Origin of the sequence: Kitasatospora sp. NPDC048715, from assembly GCF_043198905.1 — a bacterium.
GTDB lineage: Bacteria > Actinomycetota > Actinomycetes > Streptomycetales > Streptomycetaceae > Kitasatospora > Kitasatospora lactacystinica.
In genome coordinates this window covers 314,972-339,165 of record NZ_JBICVH010000010.1, presented here as the reverse complement: position 1 = coordinate 339,165, position 24,194 = coordinate 314,972, and the positions used below count along the sequence as shown (strand labels likewise).

The 24,194-nt window shown below is 71.7% G+C and carries 28 protein-coding genes; all 28 read right to left on the bottom strand.

Going from position 1 to position 24,194, the window contains the following annotated elements:
* Window positions 1-158: 158 nt before the first annotated feature.
* Window positions 159-1,346 (bottom strand): hypothetical protein, encoded by a 1,188-nt coding sequence (locus ACGFSC_RS21080; RefSeq protein WP_359911305.1) that lies wholly within the window; start codon window positions 1,344-1,346, stop codon window positions 159-161.
* Window positions 1,343-2,191, bottom strand: a complete 849-nt coding sequence (locus ACGFSC_RS21075; protein WP_359911302.1) for a phosphoadenosine phosphosulfate reductase family protein — start codon at window positions 2,189-2,191, stop codon at window positions 1,343-1,345. The genes ACGFSC_RS21080 and ACGFSC_RS21075 overlap by 4 nt, the downstream gene beginning before the upstream one ends.
* The gene (locus ACGFSC_RS21070; protein ID WP_359911299.1) at window positions 2,154-3,071 is read right to left on the bottom strand and encodes a DUF2637 domain-containing protein; all 918 of its coding nucleotides are present in this window, start codon (window positions 3,069-3,071) and stop codon (window positions 2,154-2,156) included. Before ACGFSC_RS21070 ends, ACGFSC_RS21075 begins: the two co-directional genes overlap by 38 nt.
* Before the next feature lie 82 nt (window positions 3,072-3,153).
* Window positions 3,154-3,636 carry a hypothetical protein gene (locus ACGFSC_RS21065; protein ID WP_359911296.1) on the bottom strand — a complete coding sequence of 161 codons (483 nt, stop codon included), beginning with the start codon at window positions 3,634-3,636 and terminating at the stop codon, window positions 3,154-3,156.
* Window positions 3,637-3,713: 77 nt separating this feature from the next.
* On the bottom strand, window positions 3,714-4,229 hold the full coding sequence (locus tag ACGFSC_RS21060; protein ID WP_359911293.1) for a hypothetical protein: 516 nt from the start codon (window positions 4,227-4,229) through the stop codon (window positions 3,714-3,716).
* 272 nt (window positions 4,230-4,501) lie between these two features.
* On the bottom strand, window positions 4,502-4,774 hold the full coding sequence (locus ACGFSC_RS21055) for a hypothetical protein (RefSeq protein ID WP_359904893.1): 273 nt from the start codon (window positions 4,772-4,774) through the stop codon (window positions 4,502-4,504).
* Window positions 4,775-4,854: 80 nt separating this feature from the next.
* Window positions 4,855-6,003, bottom strand: coding sequence for a DUF932 domain-containing protein (locus ACGFSC_RS21050; protein WP_359904896.1), 1,149 nt, complete (start codon window positions 6,001-6,003; stop codon window positions 4,855-4,857).
* Window positions 6,004-6,119: 116 nt separating this feature from the next.
* Window positions 6,120-6,647, bottom strand: a complete 528-nt coding sequence (locus ACGFSC_RS21045) for a hypothetical protein (protein WP_359904899.1) — start codon at window positions 6,645-6,647, stop codon at window positions 6,120-6,122.
* Window positions 6,648-6,714: 67 nt separating this feature from the next.
* Window positions 6,715-7,164: a hypothetical protein gene (locus ACGFSC_RS21040; RefSeq protein ID WP_359904902.1), complete on the bottom strand. Its 450-nt coding sequence runs from the start codon at window positions 7,162-7,164 to the stop codon at window positions 6,715-6,717.
* A gap of 414 nt (window positions 7,165-7,578) precedes the next feature.
* The gene (locus ACGFSC_RS21035; RefSeq protein WP_359904905.1) at window positions 7,579-7,857 is read right to left on the bottom strand and encodes a hypothetical protein; all 279 of its coding nucleotides are present in this window, start codon (window positions 7,855-7,857) and stop codon (window positions 7,579-7,581) included.
* 49 nt (window positions 7,858-7,906) lie between these two features.
* On the bottom strand, window positions 7,907-8,329 hold the full coding sequence (locus ACGFSC_RS21030) for a DUF2958 domain-containing protein (RefSeq protein ID WP_359904908.1): 423 nt from the start codon (window positions 8,327-8,329) through the stop codon (window positions 7,907-7,909).
* Window positions 8,330-8,822: 493 nt separating this feature from the next.
* Window positions 8,823-9,734, bottom strand: a complete 912-nt coding sequence (locus tag ACGFSC_RS21025) for a hypothetical protein (protein ID WP_359904911.1) — start codon at window positions 9,732-9,734, stop codon at window positions 8,823-8,825.
* Window positions 9,735-9,786: 52 nt separating this feature from the next.
* Complete coding sequence (locus ACGFSC_RS21020) at window positions 9,787-10,056, bottom strand: hypothetical protein (RefSeq protein ID WP_359904914.1); 270 nt, start codon at window positions 10,054-10,056, stop codon at window positions 9,787-9,789.
* A 71-nt stretch (window positions 10,057-10,127) separates the two neighbouring features.
* Window positions 10,128-10,805 (bottom strand): hypothetical protein, encoded by a 678-nt coding sequence (locus ACGFSC_RS21015; protein WP_359904917.1) that lies wholly within the window; start codon window positions 10,803-10,805, stop codon window positions 10,128-10,130.
* A gap of 68 nt (window positions 10,806-10,873) precedes the next feature.
* Window positions 10,874-11,677, bottom strand: coding sequence for a single-stranded DNA-binding protein (ssb, locus tag ACGFSC_RS21010; RefSeq protein ID WP_359904920.1), 804 nt, complete (start codon window positions 11,675-11,677; stop codon window positions 10,874-10,876).
* Window positions 11,678-12,110: 433 nt separating this feature from the next.
* Complete coding sequence (locus ACGFSC_RS21005) at window positions 12,111-12,395, bottom strand: hypothetical protein (protein WP_359904923.1); 285 nt, start codon at window positions 12,393-12,395, stop codon at window positions 12,111-12,113.
* Window positions 12,396-12,613: 218 nt separating this feature from the next.
* On the bottom strand, window positions 12,614-13,288 hold the full coding sequence (locus tag ACGFSC_RS21000; protein ID WP_359904926.1) for a Fic family protein: 675 nt from the start codon (window positions 13,286-13,288) through the stop codon (window positions 12,614-12,616).
* A 2-nt stretch (window positions 13,289-13,290) separates the two neighbouring features.
* Complete coding sequence (locus ACGFSC_RS20995) at window positions 13,291-13,497, bottom strand: antitoxin VbhA family protein (protein ID WP_359904929.1); 207 nt, start codon at window positions 13,495-13,497, stop codon at window positions 13,291-13,293.
* 227 nt (window positions 13,498-13,724) lie between these two features.
* Window positions 13,725-14,405 carry a hypothetical protein gene (locus ACGFSC_RS20990; protein ID WP_359904932.1) on the bottom strand — a complete coding sequence of 227 codons (681 nt, stop codon included), beginning with the start codon at window positions 14,403-14,405 and terminating at the stop codon, window positions 13,725-13,727.
* The gene (locus ACGFSC_RS20985) at window positions 14,402-14,953 is read right to left on the bottom strand and encodes a hypothetical protein (protein WP_359904935.1); all 552 of its coding nucleotides are present in this window, start codon (window positions 14,951-14,953) and stop codon (window positions 14,402-14,404) included. The genes ACGFSC_RS20990 and ACGFSC_RS20985 overlap by 4 nt, the downstream gene beginning before the upstream one ends.
* A 103-nt stretch (window positions 14,954-15,056) precedes the next feature.
* Window positions 15,057-16,877: a ParB/RepB/Spo0J family partition protein gene (locus ACGFSC_RS20980; protein ID WP_359904938.1), complete on the bottom strand. Its 1,821-nt coding sequence runs from the start codon at window positions 16,875-16,877 to the stop codon at window positions 15,057-15,059.
* Window positions 16,878-17,598: 721 nt separating this feature from the next.
* Window positions 17,599-17,787 carry a hypothetical protein gene (locus tag ACGFSC_RS20975; protein WP_359904941.1) on the bottom strand — a complete coding sequence of 63 codons (189 nt, stop codon included), beginning with the start codon at window positions 17,785-17,787 and terminating at the stop codon, window positions 17,599-17,601.
* 100 nt (window positions 17,788-17,887) lie between these two features.
* A complete protein-coding gene (locus tag ACGFSC_RS20970) occupies window positions 17,888-19,981 on the bottom strand; it encodes a tetratricopeptide repeat protein (protein ID WP_359904944.1) in 2,094 nt (697 codons plus the stop codon).
* The gene (locus ACGFSC_RS20965) at window positions 19,981-21,906 is read right to left on the bottom strand and encodes a glycoside hydrolase family 15 protein (RefSeq protein ID WP_392863709.1); all 1,926 of its coding nucleotides are present in this window, start codon (window positions 21,904-21,906) and stop codon (window positions 19,981-19,983) included. Before ACGFSC_RS20965 ends, ACGFSC_RS20970 begins: the two co-directional genes overlap by 1 nt.
* 33 nt (window positions 21,907-21,939) lie before the next feature.
* On the bottom strand, window positions 21,940-22,389 hold the full coding sequence (locus tag ACGFSC_RS20960) for a hypothetical protein (protein ID WP_359904947.1): 450 nt from the start codon (window positions 22,387-22,389) through the stop codon (window positions 21,940-21,942).
* Window positions 22,386-23,330 carry a hypothetical protein gene (locus ACGFSC_RS20955; RefSeq protein ID WP_359904950.1) on the bottom strand — a complete coding sequence of 315 codons (945 nt, stop codon included), beginning with the start codon at window positions 23,328-23,330 and terminating at the stop codon, window positions 22,386-22,388. Before ACGFSC_RS20955 ends, ACGFSC_RS20960 begins: the two co-directional genes overlap by 4 nt.
* Window positions 23,331-23,408: 78 nt before the next feature.
* Window positions 23,409-23,660, bottom strand: coding sequence for a hypothetical protein (locus ACGFSC_RS20950; protein ID WP_359904952.1), 252 nt, complete (start codon window positions 23,658-23,660; stop codon window positions 23,409-23,411).
* Window positions 23,657-24,178: a hypothetical protein gene (locus ACGFSC_RS20945; protein ID WP_359904955.1), complete on the bottom strand. Its 522-nt coding sequence runs from the start codon at window positions 24,176-24,178 to the stop codon at window positions 23,657-23,659. Before ACGFSC_RS20945 ends, ACGFSC_RS20950 begins: the two co-directional genes overlap by 4 nt.
* Window positions 24,179-24,194: the final 16 nt, after the last annotated feature.

The following is a 24,194-nucleotide window of genomic DNA, read 5'->3' as shown; positions in this document are numbered from 1 at the left end:
AGGACCCTCCCCGAGTTCGACATGGACTAATCTACCGGCGCGGAGTAACGGTCTTTCGGGATCGGTCTTCGTGGGAGGGGGCCAGCGGCTTGCCCAAGCCGGTCCATCGAGGCCGGTACGGCTTCGGCCGTGCTGCTGGCCCCCGTCATGCATTCCGCTCACGCCGCGAGCGCGACCGGGGGCGTGAGATCGGCCTGGTGGTGCAGTCGTTCCCACCACGCCGCGAACGCGGAACGTTCCTTGTCGGCGACGCCGGCCGGTGCCAGGGCCAGGGTCATCTCGATCGCGGGGAACCCGTCGGTGCGGGGGATGATCTCGGCCCTGCTGATCCCGTACTGGTCGGTGACGGCTCTGCCGGTGGCAATGGCCGCCAGCGCGGCGGTGGCATCGGTCCGGCTGCCGCTGAACACCGTGCGCACGCTTCGCCAAGCGGCGCCCTTGGCGGTGGGGTCGTGCCGCCGGGGGTGGATGATGCGCCGGACCTCGTAGACGCTCCAGCGCTGCCGCCGAAGGTGTTCTTCGAACTCGGCGAGGACGTCGGCCAGACCGTGAGTGCGGGCGAGGTCCTGGGCTGCGGTGTCGCCGTAGAGCTTCGAGCGTGGGTTGAGGGCCATCGCGGTGTACTCCAGCGCGAGGGCCTGGGCGCCGATGTCCGGCTCCGCCCGCCAGCGCTCGACCAGCTCGGCCCTCCCGCGCCGCCCGGCGGAGAACGGGCAGTATCCGCAGGCGCTCCTCGTCCACGGCTCGCCGAAGCGGTCGAGCAGGTACTGCTCGCACCGGTGGCGGTCCCACCCCCAGTCGTTGATCAGCGGGTACTCGGGGAGGCGGCCGAGGGCGGTGAAGCCTTCGTCCCTCTCGGCTCGGCGGAGTTCCTCGCTGGCGAAGCCGAGCGCGTGTCGGAACGGGGTGCCCTGGAACTCGTCGCCCAGCCAACCGTCGAGCACGTCTCCCTTCGCGTGCAAGCTGCACAGCCGGCGTTTAGCGGCGATCTGCGGGACGGTGCCGCTGGCGCGGAGTTCGTCGGACAGCCGCCACGGTCCGCGGGTGATCAGGCGGCGCGGGCTGCGGGAGTCGTCCAGCACGGTGTAGCCGCCCCGCTGGCTGGTCCTGCTGAGCTGGACGAACCGCACGCCGTTGCTGCGCATCATCGGCAGAAGGTGCTTCTCGACCAGGCGCCGGGTGACGTCGGGCTCGTCGCCCGTCATCGCGGTCAGCACGGTCAACCGGTCGAGCGGGAAGTCCCGGCTGGCCGGCTCGGTGAGCCAGCGGGCGGCAACGGCGGCACTGTCGACCCCCATACCGAAACTGAGTACGACCGGGAGGGCCGCCGAGTCGTTATGGCTCATGCGGCGCACACCTCCGTACCGTGCGGAAGCGTACGGAATTCGGCTCCGCACGGGCGCAGGGCCCGTACGGGGCCGGGGTCCTCACGCTCGGCGGCTTCGATGATCTGGGCCATCGACAGGTCGCGGCGGAACGGTACGCGGATCTCGTCTTCGACCAGGGCGTAGTCCAGTGCGGTGTCGGGTGCCATCCGTGCGGCGGTGATGAGGGAGCGCCGTCCGGCGAACGGGCACAGTCGGCAGCTCAGGCGGTCGAGGTTCTGGTAGACGGGGTGGGGCGGGATGCCGCTGGCCCGTACGGTCTTCCACACGGCGTCGGTGCTGAGCTGGTGGATGGGCAGCCAGGTGGTGACCTGGCGGCGGCCGGAGCTGGCCGCGCGGTCCAGGGCGAGGGTGGGGCGGCGGGAACGGACTGTGCTCTCGTCGGCTCGCAGTCCGAGCGCGGTGACGATGCGGGCGGGCCGGCCGGTGACGCCGAGCCGGTTGGTCAGCTCGGTGTAGAACTTCCGGGCTACGTCGCGCTTGAGGTAACTGCGGCAGAAGGGAGTGGAGAGCCCGGGCCAGCGGCCCCGTTCCCGGACCAGGTCGAGCAGCCCGCCGCGCTCGCGGCGGCGGACCTCGAAGGGGAGCCCGTACGCGGCGGCCTGCTGTGCGGCGAGGGCCAGCACGCCGTCCCACTCCGCGTCGCCGAGGTCGAGGTGGAGGACGACGGTACGTTCCAGCATCTCCTCGGTGGCGGTGGTCGCCCACAGGTGGAGCATCGCGGCGGAGTCCTTGCCCGCGCTGTTGTTCAGTACGTAGGCGTCGGCGTCACGCAGCTGCGGCGGTATGTGGAGGGTGGTGCTCATGTGCGGGTTCCTCGTACGGATTCGGTGCGGGTCGGGAGGTGGGCGGGAGGGGCCGGTCGTCGGCGTCCCGGGCTGTACGGATCGGAGCACGGGGCCGCGGGTCTCCCGTGTGGACGGGGGGCTCCTGCGCGGGGCCGGCCTCCGTACGGCCGTGGAGTGTGCGGGCGTCGGCCACCCGCTTCTCGCACCACGACCGGCTGTAGCCGGTGCTGGTGATCAGCTCGTCGTAGTCGGGGCGCCAGTCGGGGTCGGCGCGCATCGCGGCGAGCAGGTCGGTGATGACGCGCAGCTTGCTCGGCCGCTCCGTCGGCAGCACGGTGGCCGGCTGCTCGTCGGTCTCATCGGCTTCGACGTCGTCGGGCGCTTCGGCAGGGTCTTCGGCGCGGGTGTGGTCGTCCGGCTCGGCCGGGGGTGGGCCGGGCGGCGGAGGGCAGGCGGCGACGTCCTGGTGCTCCTGGGTGTCTGCGTCGGCGGACCGTGGCGGTGCTGGGTCGGTCGGCGGGCCGGAGGGGCGGGATTCGATGATTCCGGCGGCGGCGAGGAACGCCAGGCTGGGCCAGGCGGCCATCACGTATCCCCACGGGGTGGGCCGGGCGACGGCGAGGTTGGCGGCGAGGCTCATCGCCACGCCGAGCACCAGGACTCCGCGGGGCCACCGGGCCGGTTGTCGAGCGCGCTTGCGGCGGCGGATCTCGGCGACGGCGCCGAGCGCCATCAGCTCGACGGACACGGCGATGGCGTAGGCCACCCATCCGGTCTGGCCGGCCTCGGTGGAGGTCTGCACGACGTGAGTGAAGGAGACGGCGAACGCGCAGACGCCGAGGATGCCGACGGTGAGGTCCGCGGTGAGAGCGTCCCTGTCGGTGGTGGTCGGGGTCACGATCTTGTTCTCTCGGTTTTCGTGGGCGGGTGCGGCCCGGTTGCCCTCCGGGCCGCACCCGTTGATCGGATGGAGCGCACCGTTAGTGCGCGGTTCTGACGTGCTGGCGGCGCGCGTCGTCCACGTAGCCCTTGCCGGCGTGCTTGACCGACCATTCGCCGCAGCTGCATCCGGCCTGGGAGTAGGCGCGTCCGGAGCACCCCGGGGTCAGGGGCTTGCCGGAGGTGGTGTGCCTGTGCGCGGGCGGACACTCGGTGTCGTCGGCGTGGTGGTCGGTGCGCGATGCACGGAACCGGACCGCGGGGGTGCTCTCCTTCGCCGGCCGGGCGGGGAACGGGACGGTCACCCGTCCGAGGTCCTCGCGGCTGGAGGCTTCCTGCTGGGCGTCCCACTCGGCTTCGGTGTGGGCGTCGCCGACGCACAGCGGCTCGGTGTGGTCGAACCAGGTCTTCCAGTCGGTGGTGACGATGCGTTCGGCTTCGGCCTGGGCTGCGGCGGGAGTGGGGGCGAGGACCGGCACCACGTGGACGGTGATGACGTCGATGGGGACGATGAACTTGGGCATGCTGGTGTCTCCGGTTGGTGATCGGGGGCGGGTTCTGGCCGGGCCTCGGCGCGGTCCGGGGGCCGCGCCGGGACGGGTCAGGTCGCGGGGGTGCCGGCCAGGTGCTCCCAGCTGTTGCCGTTCCAGAACTGGGTCGTGGCACCGGCCGTGAGCGGCAGCCCGAGGGCGGCGTGCGCGCGGCGGCGGTCGTCCGCGGTGGCGGGCATCGGGATGGTGCCGCTGATGGCGACGGTGCGGTTTGGAGCGACTTCCCGCAGCAGGGTGCGGCCCTGGAGCGCCTGTGCGCGCAGCGAGCGGCCGACGTTGAACTCCTCGATCAGGAGGTCCAGCAGCAGGGAGAGGCTGACGGGCCGGCCGTCGAGCCGGCAGGCGTCGGCGAAGCGGGCGAACTCGGCCACTTCGAAGTCGCCGTGGGGCACGAACTCCGTGGCGTCCCCGTCTCCGTAGTTCTGGGCGCTGCCGATCTTGCGGCCTCTGCGGCTGAGGGTGGCCATGAACGGGGTCGCCCGGAGCAGCGCCAGCTCCTGGCAGCTGGTGACCTCGTAGCAGGGCTGGTCCGGGGTCTGGAGCCCGGTGTGGGGCAGGGTGGGCACGCACTTCTCCTGTGGTGGTTGAGGGTGTGGGTGTGCAGCGGGAGGTACCGCGCGGGGTTGGGCCGTGGTGCGGGGTCGATCCCCGCAGCTCGGCGCTCCCGGCCGGGGGCCGCCCGGGTGCGGGCGGCAGGGGCCGGCGGGCGGTGCGGCGGGTGGGTGCTGCGGTGGGTGGGCTGCGGGAGGGGTTGGGCCGTGGTGCGGGGTCGATCCCCGCAGCTCGGCGCTCCCGGCCGGGGGCCGCCCAGCTTCGCGCTGGGCGGCCGGTGGTTCGGTCAGCCGGGCTGGTCCGCCTCGGCGACGGTGTCCGTCAGCTCACGGGCGACGGCTTCGATGCTGATGGTCACCCGGTGGAGTTGGTCGCGGGCCTCGGCCGCGCGGTCGGCGCAGAGCGTGTAGAAGCTCTCCTCCTCGTCGGGGTCGACGGGGAAGTCTGCGCGGTTCGGGTCGTAGGACGGCAGCGCCGTACGGAGCTTGTCCTCCCACTCCTCTTCGAAGGTGGTGACGTCGGCTACGAGGTTGCGAAGGCGTTCAACGGCGGTGTTCAACGGGCGTCCCGGTTCTCGCGGTGCGCTGGTGGCGGCCTGTGGCGGGCCGCCCGGCCCTGGTGGGCCGGGCGGCGGGGCGGTCACAGGGAGGCGGCCAGCTCCATGGCGCGGATGCCGTGGGCTTCGAACTCGTGGGCGTCGTCGGCGTCGGGGAGGGTCTGGGCGACGGAGGTGACGGCGTGCATCACGCCACCGGCGGAGAGGTCTCCGCCCTGGATGAAGTGGGCGAAGATGTCGGCCCGGCGCTCCTCGGTGAACTTGAGTCGCTGGGCGACGGTGGTGATGGTGGCCTCCGGGTTCTTCACCCGGGTCGCGGCGGTCTCCTGGATGGACCGCAGCTGTCGGACGACGTAGTCGTGGTCAAGGAATGTGCTGACGGCGTCGGTGGTCTGGGAGGCGATGACTTCGAGTGTGCGGGCCTGGGTGGTGTCGCTCCACCGGATCACCCCGTCCTGCTGCTTACCGCCGATGTGCACGGAGCGCATGACGTCCTTGGTGATCACCATTCCGTTGTCGCAGACCTGGACGACCAGTCGGGGCACGATGGTGAATGCCCCGCACCCGGTTTCGCTGTTGCTGATCTCGAACCCGGCGAAGACGGTCGGGTTGTCGGCCCCACGCGCGCCGCTAAACGGGCTCCGGTAGTCCTTCAAGAGCTCCGGCGCGTAGGCGCTGACCTGCGGGGCGGTGATCTTGACGTACATCTTCCGGTCGGTGAGGTCGCACTTGTCCAGCCGGACCTCGACACCGGCGTCCCGCACGCCCTGGAGCGCGGCGGTCAGGATGTCCAGATTGTCAATGATCCGGTAGCTGGGGCTGAGGAACGCGCGAGCGGTCCCGGTGTCCTCGCCCTGGGCCGGGGTCAGCGTGCGGACCATGAACGACTTGTCGGCGCGGCTCTGGTGACTGAGCCACCCGTTGACGTTCGCGTCCCACAGGTGCGGGGCCTCGGTCCGGGTCTTCCGCAGGTAGCCGACCGGAATGCCGAGCTTCTCCGCGACGCCGGATTCGCACACGTCGGTAAGCCGGTACTCCGCCCGCTTCCTGGTGACTCCGTCCGGGGTGAGGTCGTAGTCCGCACCCTCGATGATCAGTCGGCCGCCCGCCGCATGGATGTTCTGGACAGGGGCGACGACGTCGGTCTTGCGGGGGTGCTGCTCGCGCAGAATGCCCACGATTTCGGAAAGGCTCGCGTTGCGGGTGGAGGTCCTGGCCAGGGTGATGGTCATGTGTGAAGTCCTTCGCGCCGGGGTCTGTCGTGGGTGCCGGCCGGGATTGCCCTCCCCGCCCAACAAGAACAATATTACCTCATTGAGGGTTTTTGGTCAACCCTCCGGACATGGGTTCACCCGGTCGCGGCGTTCACCTCCTCCGACATCGCACGGAAGTGCGACACGGTGACGGCAACCGCCCAGCGGCGGGCGCGGGCGGGGGCGGCCCCGCTGGCCGCGCCCCATGCGGCAGCGGCGGACAGGCCCGGCCGGACGGACAGGTCGGGGCTGATCACGTAGTGCGCGCCGGGGAGGTAGGCGTCACGCCAGGCCAGGCCGATCGTGTGGAGCGCCAGCACGAACGACCAGCGCAGCTGTCGACGGGGAGTGAACCGGCCTTCGGCAAGAGCGGCGGCCACCTTGGCATGGGCGGCGGCCAGGAAGGTGTCGAGTTCGACCAGTGCGGGGCACGCCCGCTGCCAGTCGGCGACGGCCAGGGTGGGCGCGGGCGGGAGCGCGGCCCACTCGACCGGGGCGACTTCCCGGACCACTGCGGCGGCGGCGTCGAACTTCTCGCCGATGTCGGCGAGGACCGCGAGCACTTCGCAGGAGCGGACGGGGCGGGCCACGTCGGAATCGTGCTGAACGTCGATGATCTTCAAGATGCTTCCTCGGAGTGCAGGGCGGGGCCTGGCCCGGCGGATCGCCGGGCCGGGGGCGGGGATGGGGCTACCGGAGGCCCGCCGCCCAGAGCAGGCCCGCAAAGCTTCGGGCGATGTCGGCGAGGTCGTCCCGGCCCCCGATCCACGTCGGGGCCTGGTCGCTGCGGACCTGCGCGTCGGGGTTCGCCCACATCGCACCCCGAAACAGGGCGTACTCCTCGCCGGGGGCGGGGATGCGCAGCTCCCACGTACCGAGCTCCTCGCACATGACCTGCACCGCGTAGGTGCGGGCACCGGAGACGATCACGACCGTGCGGGGTGCGCGGGGAATACCGAGTTCGGTGAGCCGGTGGTCGAGATCGACGGCGACGGCCAGGCGCTCCGCGTAGGGGAGTTCGGCAATGGCGTCGGGGGTGAGCCAGCACCAGGCGCAGCCCGACCCGCCGCTATGGCCGCACTCGGCCTGCTTGGCCGCGTTGATCTCTTCGAGTCGGTCGCAGTCGAGAGTGATCGTCATGCGTTGACGCCTTTCGTTCGGTCCATCGCGGGTGCCGGTCGGGGTTGCCCTCCCCCCCAACAAGAACAATATTACCGCATTGGGGGTTTCTAGTCAAACTTGAGGGCATAGTTCGGCGCGCCGGTCGGACGGCTGACGGACCGTCAGATCAGCGGGCGCACCTCCCCCGTCCCCCCGACAGCTGCCTGGGGTCCGGGGCAAAGAGGCCGTCCGGGTCAAGGGCCGGCGCAGCCGGTGGCGAAGCCACGCGAAGCGCCCTTGAGGCGGGCGGCCGGCTCCGGATACTGGGCCGCGGAGGGGGGTCGGGGGAACCGCGCAGCGGGGCGCCCGGACCAGAGAAGGGCGCCGCGCCGAAGGCGCGACCGACCCCAGGCCGCGCGGCGGCCACCGTGCGGTGGCCGCCGTGCGGGGACCTCAGAGCGGGTCGAGTCCGGCGAGTCGCTCGCAGGCGGCTTCCTCGCGGTATCGGTAGTAGGCCTGGAGGGCGAGTTCTTCCCGGTCGCCTTCGACCCCGGTGGCGTCGACCAGGTGAAGCAGGGCAGTGATCACGTCGCGGATGATCACAGACACACCTTCGGCGTCGGCGGGCTCGCCTCGGTACGAGCCGGGATCGGTGGAGATGAAGGCGCGGACGGCGACCAGCGCGGAGTCGGCAGAGTCGGCGGAGGGTCGTTCGGGGGCGAGGACGGGCACAGGGCTCCTTCTTGCTGCGCGGCGGGGCGGGTGGGGCGGAGCGTCGGGTTCAGCAGGAAAGGGCCGGGATGTCGGCCGCGCGGGTCGGGGTGAAGTCGAGATCCCGCTCAACCATGATCGGAAGGACCAGGTGCCCCGGCTTCGCGGTCGGCGTGAGGTAGAGCTCCTCCAGCTCCACCAGGTGGATGTAACCCCATTCGCCCTCGGGGTAGTTGACCCTGGCCCAACCGAAGGCCAGGCCGCTGGCCGGGTCCACCTCGGCGATGTACCAGTCCGAGCCGCCGGTGAAGTAGTGGATGTGGAGGACCTTTTCCTCGAAGGACTGCCCGTCGGTCGCGTACAGCTCGGGGATCTTCTCCAGGTCGGCGAAGGGCGGGTAGAACTCGTGTCCTCGCGCGTGCCGGTTCTGCTCGGGCATCGCCCCCCAGGCCCAGCTCGCCGGTTCGACGTTCGCGCTGTGCAGTTCGATCATGTTCGGCCTCTCGGTTTGTGCTTCGCGGGCCGGTCTCCGGGTTGCCCTCCCGTCGACCCGATGACATCAGCTTACCTCATTGAGGGTTTCTGGTCAAGCTGGAGGGCGTAGTTCGGCACGCCGGTCAGACGGCTGACAGACCGTCAGATCGACGGGCGCACCTCCCCCGTCCCCCCGACAGCCGCCTGGGGTCCGGGGCAAAGAGGTCGCCCGGGTCAAGGGCCGGCGCAGCCGGTGGCGCAGCCACGCGACCACGGGAGCGCCCTTGAAGCGGGCGGCCGGCTCCGGATACTGGGCCGCGGAGGGGGGCCGGGGGAACCGCGCAGCGGGGCGCCCGGACCAGAAGAAGGAGCAGCGCCGAAGGCGCTTCCGCTACCGCCGCCGCAGGCGGCCGACGGCGACAGCCGCCCCGACAACACCGCCGCGCCGAAGGCGCGACCGACCCCGGGCCGGGGGCACCGCGACCGGGGCGGCCGGTGGCGGTGCCCCCGGGTCACCGGGGCGGTTCCTCGTCTTCCCGGCGGGGGACCACCGGGGCGAGGGCGGGGTGGACTTCGGCGATGCGGCGGAGGCGGCAGCGGGCGTCGGCGCGGGCGGCCTTGCTCGGCGACTCCAGACTGGCCTCGGTGAGGACGTGGGCGAAGCTGGCGAGGGCGGCGGCGGTGCGCAGCACCACGCGGCGGGGCTGGAAAATCGCCGCGCAGTCGCCGAGTCGGCGGGCAGCGGTCCAGGAGCGGTAGACCTCGCGGTCGGCGGGGGTGAGCGGCTGGCGGCCGGCCAGTCGGGCGTCGATCCAGTCGGCCAGGTGGCCTCCGACCTCCACGGTCGTGGTGGTGCTCGCCTCGGGGTGGCGGAGTCGGGTCCATCGGTCGATTTGGGTCTCCAGCACACCGAGCCGATCGGCGGCTGGGCGGAGGTCGTCAGCTTCGCGGGTGGCCCGTGCCAGCTGGCGGTCGGCCGCCGACCGGAGGTAGCGGGTGTGCTGCGCGTGCCGCTGGCGGTCCAGCCGGTACTCGCTGGCGATCTTCTCTCCGACCTCCTTGACTCGTACGCGGGCCTTCTCGGTGGCCAGCTCGTAGGTGCTTCGGTGGAGCTGTTCCCACGGGTCGCGGTCGGCGGGAGCGCCGGGCTCGGGGAGCGTGATGCCGTCGTAGATCCATGCGTTGTAGACGGCGAGTCGGTCGGTGTAGCTGCTGGGGCCCTCGTCGGGGTCGTAGCGGCCGGAGACGAACCGGAGCCGGGTGTAGGCGTCGGGGTTGTCGGCCTCCCCGGGGGCGGCCTCGGGGTGCAGTGTGATGGTGCCGATGACGTGGGGTGCGCGGACGGTGTAGTAGGTGAGGCCGGTCTCTGCGTGCTCGACCTCGTAGCGGAGCAGCAGGCGGGTGCGGGTGTAGGTGGTGATCAAGAATTCTCCGGAGGGGCCGGCCGGGCCTTCGTGGTCCGACCGGCCGGTTCGGTCAGCTTCGGGGGGCGGTACTGGGCAGGAGCGGCGGGCCGCCGTGCTGCTCGGCGGCCTGGTTGATGGCCTTGGGCAGACGGAGGACCACAACGGACTGGAGCCAGAGCAAGCCGACGACGACAGCGAGCAGGGGGTAGGTGATGAGGAGTTGGTCCCGCAGGGTGGCGACCACGGTGGCGGCGATGACGGCGAGGACGACGGCGAACATGCCGCGTTGGACGGTGTTGATGATGCGGGTCAGCTCGCTCGGGGGCGGGGCGGTGGGCATGGAGGGCCTTTCGGCAACGGTGGTCGACGGGTGGAACGGGTGTCGGCGAAGGGGCGTTCGGTGTGGCCGGCTCACCCTCCCATGGGGACGGTGCCGTAGTAGAAGGTGGGAAGGATGGTCAGCAGCGGCATGGGGCTGTCGGGGTGGACGTCCTCGGGCCGGTAGTCCTCGCGCGGCATGGCCACGCTGATGAGGAGACAGTCCTGGCCAAGGAAGTCGTGCCCGATCCACCGTGAGGCGTAGACGGTCTGGGGTAGCCACGAATGCTCGGCGCTGCGCCGGATCGGCGCCAGCATGGCCTCCGTCAGGTCCTCGACCGTGGGCGGCAGGGCGTCCGGCTCGCGCCAGCGCCAGACCGGCGGTTCGTCGCCTGCCGCTGCCGAGGGGATCGGGTTGTTCCGCATGGCCCAGCGCACGAACGGCAGGGTGGGGCCGTGGCTGTACGTGCTCGGACTCCGTCCGTCGGAGTAGAAGCGTTCGTAACGCGGGACCTTGCTGTTGCCGTGGTAGCGCCAGACCAGCCGGAACTCGCCGCGTCCGCGCGCGGTGTCGGCCGATGTCGTCACCACCCATCCGTCGCCGGTGTTGGTCTCGTCGGCCGGGGACCACTTTGCGTCGGCGGTCCAGCCGTGGCGGCGGGCGTAGGCGACGACGGCGGCCACGGTGGCCGGTGTCTTCGCGGGGGCCGGGCGGACTGGTGCGGCGGGGGTGCCGTTGGCGGGTTCTGCGTCGGGCGTGGTGGTGCTCAAGCTGTCCCTTCGTGGGCGGGGTGGGGTGGGGTGGGCCGGGCGGAGGAGTCCGCCCGGCCGCAGGGTGATCAGCTGGCCATGGCCGGTGTCGGCCAGGAGCCGACGGCGGGCGGGGTGGTCGGGACGGGCGGGGCTTGGACCGGCGGCCAGGTGGCGTCGAACGCGCCGGGTGCGGCCTGGACGGGGGCCGCTGCCTGCTGGGCGGGGCGGCTTCCGACCTTGGTGACCTCGACGGTGGCGAAGCGCATGCACGCGCCGACCTCGTCGATCTGGAGCTCGGTGTAGACCTGGCGGGGTCCGTCGGCCGGCTGGTGGGTGCGCTGCTTGAGGACACCGGTCACGACGACGCGCGCACCCTTGGCCAGACTCGCCGCGATGTTCTCCGCGTACTGCCGCCAAGCGACGCACGGCATCGAGATCGAGTCGCCGTCCCGGTAGCTGCGGGTGGAGCTGTCCCACACCCGCTCGTTGGAGATGACGGTGAAGACGGCCCGCGCGGCTCCGCTGTCGCTGTACTTGAGCATCGGGTTGTCCGCGAGGTTTCCGACAATGGTGATCTTGGTTTCGCCTGCCATGGTTCCTGCTCCTCTTAGCGTTCGATACGGGCGCCGCCGCGCGGGCCCAGGGTGATCCGGAAGGTCCGGACCGCCACCGAACGGCACTCCGATCCCGGCCATCTCCTCCGCCTCCGCGAGCATGTGCTCGTCGGTGATGCGGTAGAGATCGGCGAACGACTGCTCGGTGCAGCCGGTTCGGGGATCGCGGGCCCGGCTCCGCAGCTGGTCCGCCGCCTGGCGGATCGACGCGACGGGCTCGGGGTTGCCGCTTCCGGAGAACGGATTGGTGAAGTAGGCGATGTAGCGCGAGCTCATGTCCGCCCTCCGGTTGTGCCGTGGTCTCTGCCTGCTGGTCGGGGGTGCCATCCCCTCCCAACAAGAACAATATTACCGCGCTAGGGGTTTCTGGTCAAGCTTGAGGACATAGTTCAGCGCGCCGGTCGGACGACTGACGGACCGTCAGATCGACGGGCGCACCTCCCCCGTCCCCCCGACAGCTGCCTGGGGTCCGGGGCAAAGAGGCCGTCCGGGTCAAGGGCCGGCCGCAGGCCGGTGGCGCAGCCACGCGACCGGAGGGAGCGCCCTTGAGGCGGGGGGCCGGCTCCGGATACTGGGCCGCGGAGGGGGGCCGGGGGAACCGCGCAGCGGGGCGCCCGGACCAGAAAAGGGCGCCGCGCCGAAGGCGCGACCGAATCCCGCCGCAGGCGGCCGGCGGCGGCCACCACCACCGGGAGGTCCAGAAACGAGCTCAGTCGGTGGAGGTCGTGAACAGGTCGGCGGTGCCCAGGATGCAGGCCGAGGTGGTCACCTCGCGGCGATCCGGGCCGTGGCCGGTCGCGAACCGCACGGAGGGGTGGGCGTTCGTGCACTGCGGATCGTGTCCACCGTCGTTCGGGACGGCCGGCTCGCCGGGGTCCATGACATCGGTCAGCAGATGCCACCGGTGAAGCGGCTCAGGCTCCGGGACGGCGACGCGCCTGGAGGTACGGACCACTTGATCCAGCAGGCGAGAGGGGTGCTCGGGGTCGGGCATGCGCTCGCTCCTGGTCTTGTGCCGGTTCGTCGCCTGATGATTTCAGAGGCGGGGCTGATGCGGTCAACGGATGCCTACGGGGAGGTCGGCTGGTCTATGCTGGAGGTTCTGCACGCCCCCTCTGTGGGGTGCTGTGGTCTCTGGCCGGTGGATGCGTGCCAACGCCCTTCGGGGTACCCGTTCGCGGGTGTGTCCACCGGCCTTCCGCTTGTCTGCGGTCATGGACGGATGGTCGGCCGGTTGGGCGTCTGGACCGGCGGGGGCTGGATCAGCTGTACCGGGGTCGTGGTCGTGGTGGTCGGCGTGGTCCTGGTGGCCGGCTCCACCGTGAGGTCGGCGAGCATCGCGCGGAGGGGGCCGGTGTTGCCGTTGAACGACGCGATGGACGCCAGCGTGTTGCGGTCGGGGTCGAGCCGGGTCCAGTCGATCGGGTGCCCGGCGTCGGCGGCGAGCTGGCCGAGGAAGGCCCGTTGTGCCCTCCCGTTGCCCTCACGGAACGGGTGCAGGGCGTTGACGTCGCCGTAGAGGTCGGCCAACCCGGTGAGGAAGCTGTCCCGGTCGAGGCCGCGGAGGTAGTCCTGACGGCGTGCGAGTCGGCCGAAGGTGTCGTCGGCGAAGCCCGGGATCATCCGGACGAGGCAGAACTGGGTGTTCCCCTTGGCGATCTCGATGGAGCGGACTTCCCCCGCCCACGGGTAGATGCTGCCGAAGACCTCGCGGTGGAAGCCCTGGAGGTGGGCGAGGTCGTACCGGCCGGGAACGGGCTTTTCGGCGATCCGGGTGAGGCGGGCGGCCGTGATGTCGGCTTCGGCGGCGGCGAGCTGCCCTTGGTCGGTGATGCCGAGCCGGTTGCGCAGGACTCCGCTGTCCGGATCGGCGTAGGGGTCGGCCACTGTCAGGGGGCCGTCTGCTCTGCGCCCGGCGTGCGGTGGCGGGCTTCGGCTCGCTGGACCAGCTCGTCTGCGGTGATCCGACCGGCCGCGTACTCCTCGGCGTCGGTGAGGTAGTCCGTGCTGGGGGTGAGGCCCTCGGCTCGGACCGAGCCCGTGGCGGAGGTGACCGCCCGGCGGCGGTCCTCCGGGGTGGTGACGGGGTGGTGCATCGGGGTTGGCTCCTCGGGTTCGCGCGGGGCGGGCGCGGCTTCTCTCATCAGCGTACGTGCCCTGCGGTGGTGGGCACGCCGGGGCCGGGGTGGTCGGCGGGTCGGTCGCGGCAGGCGGCCGGCTCCGGGGGCGGAGGCGGGCGCGGGGGAGGGGGCTCGATGCCCCCTCCCCCGCGGTGCCGGCCGCCCGGCCGCCCGACCCGTGTCGTCGGATCGGGCGGCCGGTCTCATGCGGCAAGCTGCTGGTGCTCGGCCAGCAGGGCGGGCAGCGGTTGGGTTCCGCGCTCCCTGCTGGCCGCCCCCTCGATCACGGCTGCCTGAACGGCTGCCCGGGTCTTCTCCCGCGTGATCTTCTCCTGGAGCGTGGCCGCTTCCTTCTCCAGCTCGCTGATGGCCCCCTGGTGGTGGCGGTACCGGGCTGGGGCGTGCTCCTCGTCGTGAGCGCGTCGAAGCTCAGCCGCCCACGGGCGGGACAGCATGTGCCGGGTGATCGCGTGGACAATGGCGGCGGTCCTGCGCTGGGTACCCTCCGGCGCGCTGGGGCTGTAGTGCCCCCCGAGCTCGCGCCGGACCACCAGCCACCGGTGACTGGTGGGGCTCATCGTCTCGGGGTGGAAGACCGCTTGGTCGGCAAGCTGGACACCGTAGACGGTCGGCGCGTCCTGGTAGTGCTTGGTGAACGGGCTTCGTTCGGGCTTGCCATAGGTGATCTGGATCGCGTTCCCGTCGCAGCACCGCGTGTAGTAGTGCCCGGACTCCCACCCCACGGTGATGGTGCCTCCCAGCTCCGGGATTCGGTAGAGGGCGGCACCGATCTCCCAGTCAAGGGTGATCGTGGCGTGAATCCGGTAGCCGCCTTCGGTGACCAGGGTGACGTACTGCGGGCCGGTCGGCCTGGTGTCGCTCATGCCGCCGCCTTGGCGAGCGCCGGCGCCGCGATGTCGTCGAAGCGGGGCAGCGCTCCGGCCGCCAGTTCCTCGACGGAGGGAAGGTTGCTCCACCGGCGCGCAGCGTGGCGGTAGGCGGTGGTCCAGAGGTTGAGCTGGCTGGTGAACGCCGCCTTGTCGGTGACCACGGTCAGCAGACCGCCGACGCTGACCCGCAGTTGCGGCGCGCGGGTCGGGCTGAGCTTCGCGGGCAGGGCCTCCACGACTGCCGGAGGGACCGGTCGGTCAAAGCGGAGATGCCCGGACACCTGTCCATCAGGCTCGGGGACCGTGCCGGATTCCGCCCCGGCAAGGACTCGGGCGGCGCGGTCGGCGGCGCTGGTCCACGCCTTGTACGCCTCGTACGCGGGCTGTGGGTGGGCCAGGCGCACGCGGACGGACGGCATGGTCAGCAGGATGGTGCGAGCGATCAGCACGGCGTGGGCCTCGTGGTGCCCGGCGAGATGGACAGCGAGGTCGGTTCGGACAGTGGGCGGTCGGTGGTCGGTGGTGGCGAGATGCAGGTGCACGGGTCCTCCGGCGGGTGGTGGTGTGGTCGGCAGGGCCGGGGGGTGTCCGGTGCCATCGGACACCCCCCGGCTGGTTCAGGCGGGGAATCCCGCCCCCTTGGTCCTAGGCGGCAATGGGCTCGTTGATCTCCGGGTAGAGCGCTTCCCAGTTCTTCTCCGAGTCGTCCGAAAGGATGCTCGCGACGACCTCCAGGTGTCGGCTCAGCTCGTCGCCGGTCTCCTGCTCGCTCTCGGTGTCCGCCTGGTCCTCCTCGGCCAGCTCCGGCTCGCCCGCCTCCTCCTCGGCGTCCTCCTGCTCCTCCTCGGCGGCCAGCTCCGGCCCGCCCGCCTCCTCCTCGGCGTCCTCCTGCTCCTCCTCGTACTCCTCGTACTCCTCGTACTCCTCGTACTCGTCCGCATCAGCCTGTCGGGCTTCCTCCGCCGCCGCCTTCGCGGCGGCTCGCGCTTCGGCCTCGGCGATCTTCGCCCGGAGGGCGGCCACCAACTCGATCTCAGGATCGGTCAGTTCGTAGCCGTAGGCCGCGAGGAAGTCGAACCACTCCAACGCGGCCCACGTGCCGCTGTAGCCGGAGATGGACTGCCGGACTGCACGCTCCGCCCGAACCGCAACGGCGGCCAACAGCACCAGCGGGAGACGCGCCTCAGCCATCCGGCGGGTGAAGCGCTCGAATCGGTCGGTCCGGTCGTCGTCACCGGGCGCGTTGAGGTAGACCAGCACCTCGGGACTGGTCTCGTCCGCCCCCAGCGTGTAGAGCAGCCGCAGGACCTTCTTGGTCATCCCCTTGGGCACCTTCTTGGAGCGGCAAAGCTCCTGGATGTACTCCGCCCGTACCTCCTGGGAGATGGCCAGGGCCTCCCGGCGCTCACGGGCTGCCTGCTCCGCTGCCGCCTTGGCGGCCGTCTCCTCGGCGCTGAGGAAGTTGTAGGAGCCAGAGACGTGGTGCCCGTACTCGTGGGGGTTTCGGCAGATGAAAGTTGCCTTGATGCCCTCGGCCTGGTGCTCATTGAAGAACGCTGCGTGTCCGGCGCAAGCAGCGTGGGTTTCGGGCGTCAGGACCACGCCGTCAGCATCGGCGAGACGGTTGACGTTCACCTCGCGCGACACCCCCCAGTTGAACCCTTGCGGCTCGCCGACCATCCGGACGTTGGCCGCAGCGAGCGCCTGCGCGGTCTCCGCTCGCAGTGCGGCCCGCTCCGCCTTTCGCCGCTCGTCCTTGATCGCCCAGTTCAGACCCTGCCCAGTCTCAACCTTGGCAAGGAGTCGCTTGTACGCCTTCGGGTCGCCTTCGAACTCGGCCAGGGCCTCGGCATCCTCGAAGGTGAGCGCGCCCTTGTCGACGGCAGCGCGGGCCGTCTTCGGCATCCCGGCCAGTGCGATCGACGCGCGGACCTTCTTCGGATCCTGGGCGACCCGGGTGGCGATCTGATCGGCGTCGAGACCGAGCTCGATGGAGAGTTGCGCGTAGGCGTCGCCGATCTCGCTCTGCTTCATGTCCTCCCGGTGCATGTTCTCGATCAGCTGCGCGATAATGCGCGCCTCTTCGGCGGTGAGGTCGTTGCGAACGATGACGTCAACGAGCCGGCCAGCCTCGATCGCACCCTTGGCCCGGCGGTTGCCGAGGATGATCGCAATCCCGTCCTCGTGAGGGGTGGCGATGATCGGCTGATAAAGGCCGTTCTCCGCGATGGAAGCGACGAAGTCGGCGGCCAGCTCCGCCTTTCGGACGTTGCGGGTGAAGGTCAGCTCCTTCGGATCAACGTCTTCGAGAAGCACCTTCGCCGAGCCCTCGGCCTGGCTGTCGGGGCTGTCGGGGCTGTCGGGGCTGTCGCTCGGCGCGGCAGCGAGAGCGGCGGTCAGCTCGTCCAGCTCCGGCGAGGCAACCTCGTCGGTCAGCAGCTCAGCGGGGGCGAATGCGGTGGTCACGAATCCTCCAACAGGTGCATGGTCTCTGTCTGTTGGTCGGGGGTGCCATCCCCTCCCAACAAGAACAATATTACCTCACTAAGGGTTTCTAGTCAAGCCCGAGGGGTGCAGTTCGGCGCACCGGTCGGACAACTGACGAATCGTCAGATCGATGGCCACACCTCCCCCGTCCCCCCGACAGCTGCCTGGGGTCCGGGGCAAAGAGGCCGTCCGGGTCAAGGGCCGGCCGCAGGCCGGTGGCGCAGCCACGCGACCAACGGGAGCGCCCTTGAAGCGGGCGGCCGGCTCCGGATACTGGGCCGCGAAGGGGGGACGGGGCCCCGACCACTTCCTGGTGCAGTCCGGGATTTGGCACTGACGGCCCATCGATGAACGGGTGCGGGCTCCTCGCGGGTCTCGCCGAGGATCTCCTGCACCCCGAGAGCGCCGGTGTGGCCGGCGAACATGTCCCGGATCACCTCGACGATCAGGCCGTAGCGGGCCGTCTCGGCGGCGGTGCGGGGCATCGCCAGATTGAACAGGTTTTACGTGCCGAAACGAAACATCGGTGCCTCCTGTGGTCTGAGGTTTCACGGCGAGACCTGGTGACGCGGGGCACGGGACGCGCCCAGCGTCACCAGGAGAAGAGGGAGCGGCAGAGCCGCCTGCACTTCAGCGGGCCGCTGTTCATCGGAACCGCTGCAGGCCCGGCTGCCGCGTACGGGGCGGTGCCCCGTATCGGTCAGCGGCCGGAGACGGTCCAGATCGGGAGGCTCTCGGCAGTGGGGGTGCACCAGATCGCGGTGCTCTCGGCAGCGGGGGCGGACCAGATCGGGAGGCTCTCGGCGGCGGGAGTGGCCTGAGCGGGTGCGGAGGAGGCGATCGTTGCGAAGGCGAGGATCGCGGCTGCTGCCATGGTGCGGAGGATCATTTCGTCATCCTGAGAGTTTTGTAGGAGCCGGTGCGTTGCCCGGCCGGGTGGTCGGGGTCGCCGGCGGGCGGCGGGCCGCGGGGCCTGTGGGCACAGGTCGTCACCGGCTCAGTAGGGCGAGCAGCCGGTTGTGGAGGCGTTCCACATCGCGGCTGCTGCCCAGGTTCCGGTACTGGTCCTGGCTGGCGGTGTACCAGTCGGCGGCGGCTTCGGTCTGTCCGGCGCGTTCGGCGGCCTGTCCGAGGTACTCGGTGGCGTGTGCCGTCCAGTGACGGTGCCCGAGGCCACCGAACTCCCGGATTGCTTCGGTGATGGTGGCGATCGCGCGGTCGTGCCGGCCGGCGAGGGACTGGGCTTCTCCCAGGAACACCCGCGCGCGGGCCACGTTCAGAGGGTCGGGCGGGGTGAGCGATTCGAGGTCGGTGAGGGCCTGCTGGAGCAGCGGCAGTGCGAGGTCGGTGTCGCCCTGACGGGCGGCGGCGGAGCCGAGGAGGATCTCGGCGAGGCCGGCACCGCGCCGGTCGCCGAGGTCGGCGTAGAGCGTGATCGCACGGGTGAGTTCGGGCTCGGCGGCGACGTACTGCTCGGCCTCGTAGAGCGTGGCGCCGACGCCGGCCGTGCACTGGGCGATGCGGCTGTCGTCCTGGTCCTCGGTGGCGAGGGTGCGGCCCTCCTCGTAGAGCCGCAGCGCCTCCTCGTGGGCTCCGGTGCGCTTGTACGAGATGGCCAGGGTGGTGGTCATCTCGTAGACGGCCAGGCGGTGGCCCCAGAGCCGGGCGAAGCCCAGCCCGAGCTTGTGGCAGGGGACGCTCAGGTCGGTGCGCCGCAGGCGGTGGAAGAGCGGCCACAGATCGTGGACCAGGACGGTGGCCGCCTGGTTCTCGCCGAGTTCGCGGGCGGCTTCGAGGGCGGCCATGACCGCGGGGGCGACGGCCTCCAGCCAGTCCTGCGCGGCGCGGTCGCCGGTGATGGGGACCGGCTCGGCGGGGTGGTGGCGGTGCTGACGCGGCAGGACACGGTGGTGCGGGGTGAGGAGCTGGACGGTGTCCTGGGCGGTGGCGATCAGGTGGTCGAGGTAGCACTGCACGACGCGCCGGCGGGCGTCGGCCGGGTTCCGGATCAGGTCCCGGACCTCGGGGCGGATGCGGTAGACGTCGCCGCGCGCGCTCTGGCGGCCGGTGTGCTCCAGCAGGTGGCGGGCCGCGAGTTCGTGCAGCAGGTGCAGTGTCTGTCCGGCGGGGGTGGCGGTGGCGGCGGCCACGGCGAAATGGTCGAGGTCGGGCGCGGGGATCAGGGCGGCGAGCCGCAGCAGGCGAGCTTCGGGCTCGGGCAGTGAGGCGAGTGCGAGGGCGGTGGTCATCGGGACGCTCTCCAAGTCGGTTGCGGCGAGGGCCGGGTGGTGGACGAGCGGGCGGGCGGGGGCGAGGACGGCCTCGCCGGCGGCCAGACTCAGGGCCAACGGGTTGCCGTCGCAGGCGCGGGCGAGGGCTTCGGTGGCAGCGGGCTCCGCGCGCACCCGGTCCTCGCCGAGGATCCGAGCGAGCAGCCGGACGGCGTGGGCGGGCGTGAGCGGGGCCAGATGGTGGTGGTGCGCGCCGTGGGCTGCGAGCGCGGGCATCGGCGAGCGGCTGGTGACGACGACCAGGCAGCCGGCGTTGGCGGGGACCAGCGGCAGGATCTGGTCGGCGCCGGCGGCGTCCTCCAGCATCACGAGCAGCCGCCGGGTCGCCGCGGTGGAGCGCCACAACGCCTGCAAGTCGTCCTCCTGCCAGGGAAGACGCCTTCCTTGGCCTTCGCCGAGGCCGAGCAGCAGGGACCGGGCGGTCTCGGCGGCCGGGGCGGGGCCGCCGACGCTGCCGGCGCGCAGCCGGACGAGGAGCTGTCCGTCCGGGTACCGCTCGGCGTGCCGGTGGCTCCAGCGGGTGGCGAGAGTGCGCTTGCCGATCCCGCAGACCCCGGTGATCACGATCACCGGGGCGGTGCCCTCCGGCAGGCCGGTGAGCAGCCCGTCCAGGGCGGCCACGTCACGCTCGCGGTCGGTGAACACCGGTGTGACTGCGGCGAGTTGCCGGGGGACCGGTCGCGGCGGCGCGGAGGGGTGGAAGTGGATGTCGCGGACGTGGCCGGCCTGGACGACGGGGCCGCTCCGGCTGCCGGTGATGCGGTTGGACACGGACGGCACGGGGACGGTCATCAGCCGCACCCCTGCCGGACACCCGCGACCGTGAGCGTGCCCTGCTGCCGCTCGGGGAGTGCCCCGGCGGGCTGGGCGCGCTGGGCCGGCAGGTGCACGGCGCCACTGGAGGTCAGCCGCAAGGCGGCGCTGACCAGGGCGAGGTGGCTGAAGGCCTGCGGGTAGTTGCCGACCTGGCGCTTGAGCCGGGGGTCCCATTCCTCGGCGAGCAGGCCGACGTCGTTGCGCAGCGCGAGGAGGCGGTCGAAGAGTTCGCGGGCCTCGTGGAGGCGGCCGATCATGGCGAGGTCGTCGGCGAGCCAGAACGAGCAGGCCAGGAAGGCGCCCTCGTGGCCGGAGAGGCCGTCGACGTTGTTGCCGGACTCGTCGTGGGTCGGGTAGCGCAGCACGAAGCCGTCCCCGGTGGACAGTTCGCGCTGGATCGCCTCGATGGTGCCGATCACCCGCTTGTCGTCGGCGGGCAGGAAGCCGACCTGGGGGATCAGCAGCAGCGAGGCGTCCAGCTCCCGGCCGCCGTAGTACTGGGTGAAGGTGTTGCGCTCCGGGTCGTAGCCGCGTTCGCAGACGTCGGCGTGGATGCGGTCGCGCAGCCGCTCCCAGTGGGCGAGTTCGTCGGCGGTGGTGGAAGCACGTCGGCGCAGCAGCGTGATGGTGCGGTCGATCGCGACCCAGGCCATCACCTTGGAATGGACGAAGTGCCGGCGCGGGCCCCGGACCTCCCAGATGCCCTCGTCCGGCTCCTGCCAGTGGTCCTCGGTCCAGCGGGCGAGGGCGCGCAGCATCGCGTCGGCGTCACGGGAGGCGGGCAGCCCGGCGTCCTCGGCGGCGAGCAGGGCGTCGGCGACCTCGCCAGGGACATCGAGCTGGAGCTGTCCGGCGGCGCCGTTGCCGACCCGCACGGGCCGGGAGTCCTCGTAGCCGGGCAGGTGGTCCAACTCGTGTTCGGGCAGGTCGTATTCGCCGTGGAGGCCGTACAGGATCTGGAAGTTCGAGACGTCGGGGCCCAGGACGGCGAGCAGCCAGTCGCGCCAGGCTTCGGCTTCCTCGGTGTGGCCGAGGCGGGCGAGGGTGGTGACGGTCAGGGCGGAGTCGCGCAGCCACACGTACCGGTAGTCCCAGTTGCGTTCGCCGCCGATCTGCTCGGGCAGGGAGGTGGTGGGGGCGGCAACGATCCCGCCGCCCGGGTGGCACAGGGACTTGAGGACGAGGGCGGAGCGTACGACCGCCTCCCGGTAGGGGCCCTGGTAGGCGCAGCGGGACGCCCACTCGTGCCAGGACACCTCGGTGCGGGTGCGCGCCGAGCGGGGGCTGCGCAGGTCGGGTGCCGGGTGGGAGGAGGGGGACCAGGTGAGGGTGAAGGCGATGCGCTCACCGGCGGTGATGGTGAAGTCGCAGCGCGCACCAGCGTTGGTGATGGCGTGGTGGGGGCCGTCGAGCCAGTAGGAGTCGGGGTGGACGGTGGCGCACAGGCGCGCGGTGGCGCCTCGCGAAGTGCGGGTGTACAGGGGGGCGTGGGCGCCGTAGCCGGGGCGGGCCCGGAACGTCGAGGTCATCGTCACGGTGCCGCTCAGGCCCTCGACGCTGCGGATGATCTGGGGCGTCCTGGTGCCCAACGGCATGAGGTCGGTGACCCTGACGCTGCCGGTGGGGGTGTCCCATTCGTGTTCCAGCGACATGGTGTCGTCGCGGTAGCGGCGCCGGTCGGCCGCCGCGGGCTCGCCGTCGGTGGTGGGGCCGAGGCGCCAGAAGCCGTGCTCCTCGGTGCCGAGCAGGGCGGCGAAGACGGCGGAGGAGTCGAACCGGGGCAGGCACGCCCAGGTGATGGTGCCGTCGTTGCGGATGAGGGCGCCGGTGGCGGTGCTGCCGATCAGGCCGTGGTCCTCGATGAGGGGCCGGGAACGGCGGGGCAGTGCGGCGGTGGGCATGGTGTTCCTGACGGGGGTGGGTCGAAGGGGATTTCAGGTCTGGGGCGCGGCCGGGGCGCTGAGGTGGTCGAGGGCCGCCCGTACGGCGGTGGCGAGGTCGGCGGCGACGGCCAACCGCGGCATCGTGGCCTGTAGTTCGGCGTGGACGAACCGCTGCTCGCGCTCCGTGTGGTCGCAGCCGACGACCAGCGCGGTGCGCGAGAGGCGCAGGAACCGCTGCCGGACGTCGCGTACCTGCTGCGCGCCGGTGGGGCACCACAGGAGGACGGCGCCGAAGCGCCGCAGGTTGTGCTCCTGCCAGCTGGACGGCGCTTGCGTGTGGGAGGCGGGCCGGGGGTTGAGGACGGTGCCGGTGAAGCCGGCCGCCTCCAGGAGGGCGATGGCCTCGCTCTGCCAGCCCGGACGGCCGGCGCTTGAAGGGGCCAGGTACAGCGTCGGGCTGCCGTCAAGGGTGTAGTGCTGCGGGTACTCGATCAGCCTCACCGGGCACCGCCGGAGACGGCGGCCAGGCTGGAGCCGCCGAGGAGGAAGACCATGACGACGGCCTGGGTGCGGGTCTTCGCCCCGATGGCATTGGTGGCCCGGGTGATGACGCTGCCGATCGTGGCCTGGCCGACGCCGGTCAACCTCGCGACGGTGGACAGCTCGTGGGCGGCGAGCAGAGTGAGTACCTCGTGCTCCCGTGCAGTGATTCCCGGGAGCGTGTCGGGCAGTGCCGCGCGCAGTTCGGCGGTGTCGAGGAGGCCGGAGTCGATGAGGTCGACGATGGTGCGGGTGCGGTCGGTGAGACCACGGCGACTCATCAGCCGCGACATGGCGTTGGCAGCGCCGCTGGAGGAGCAGCCGAGCTGCTCGGCCACACCGTCGTAGGTCCGGCCGAGGGCGAGCTGCACAGCGACGTCGTGCTCTTGTTGGTTGAGTCCGTCGGTGGTCTTGGCCGCCACGCGGAGGGTTCCGGAGCTGCTGATCAGTACGCGGCGTGCGCTACTGGCCCGGGCCTCGCGCAGCGAGAGGTCGGTCGCGATGATCAGGCAGCCTTTGACCGGGAGTCTGAGGGCGCGGGCCGCCGCCCGGTAAGGGTTGGTCCCCTGATCGCGGTGTTCTGCCGCGGACACCGCGCCGGACCACACGTTGGTGACGCGCTGGGCGGCGAGCATGGTGCTCACGTGGCGGCCGAGCCGCTCGGCGACCAGGGCACAGGGGACGGCCATGGAGCCCGCGCGCATCAGCAGCCGCAGCAGCGGGGCGGGAGTGGTGGCCGGCACGGGGGCGCCTGTGGCCAGGAGGAACGGGTCCGCGCCGGACAAGCGGTCGGCGGGCAGCTGGACGAGGGCGTTGGCGTCGACGATGACGCCCGCACGGTTGATCAGGTGGCGGTCCAGATCGCGGGCCGCCAGTCCGTCGGCAGGTCGTAAGGTACTCATCTACTGTCTGTCTGGGGTTGTCGGGGTGCGGCCCTGGCCCGAAACGGCCGCCATGGGGTGGTGCGGTGGAACGGGTGCTCAGCCAGTTGGCCGAGGCGGGTCCTGCTGGGAGGAACTGGTCCGGCGCTTCGGCGTGGAACGAGCGGCGATCAGCCGGTCGGTGACGGCCAGGGTGCCGAAGGCGGCGAGGGCGAAGATCGCCAGGTAGAGCGGCTGGGTGAGCCGGGTGCGGTGCTGGACGAGGTAGAGGACGGCGGCGCCGACCTGGAGGCCGAGGAGGAAGCAGACGGCTCCGACCGCGGCCCGGCCGCCGGTGGGGCGGGAGTTCACGCGGCCTGTCCGCGGGGCTCAGCGTGGTGCAGCGGCTCGGCGGGCCACGTGGGGTCGATGTCGCTGAGGCGGACCAGGCCGGCCAGGACGGCGGCGATGCTCGCCTGGATCTGGGTATGCACGCCCAGCCAGGCACGCAGGTCCTTGCCGTAGCCGCGCACGGTGGCGGCGGTGACGTCGAAGTCGGCCGCGAGATCCGGGGCGGTGCGCCCGCCGACCCAGCCGACCAGGACGCCGTGGAGGCGCCGGGGCAGCCGGATGTCGGCGCAGAGGGCGGCGCAGGGCTGCGCGGTGTCGGTGATCAGGCGGTGCGCGGCGCCCCAGGCGACGAGGTGGGGCGCGGTGCGGGTGCCGGTGGCCGTCAGCAGCTCCGTGACGGCGGCGTCGACCGCGCCGGGCCCCCACGGGAGTTCGGGGTCGGCAGCGATCGTGCGGACGGTGGACTCGGCGGCGATGTGCCCGAGCAGGCGCACCTGCTGCCCGGTCAGGGTGTGGGCGGGAAGAACGGTGGTGGTCATGGTGGTGTCTCCGGTG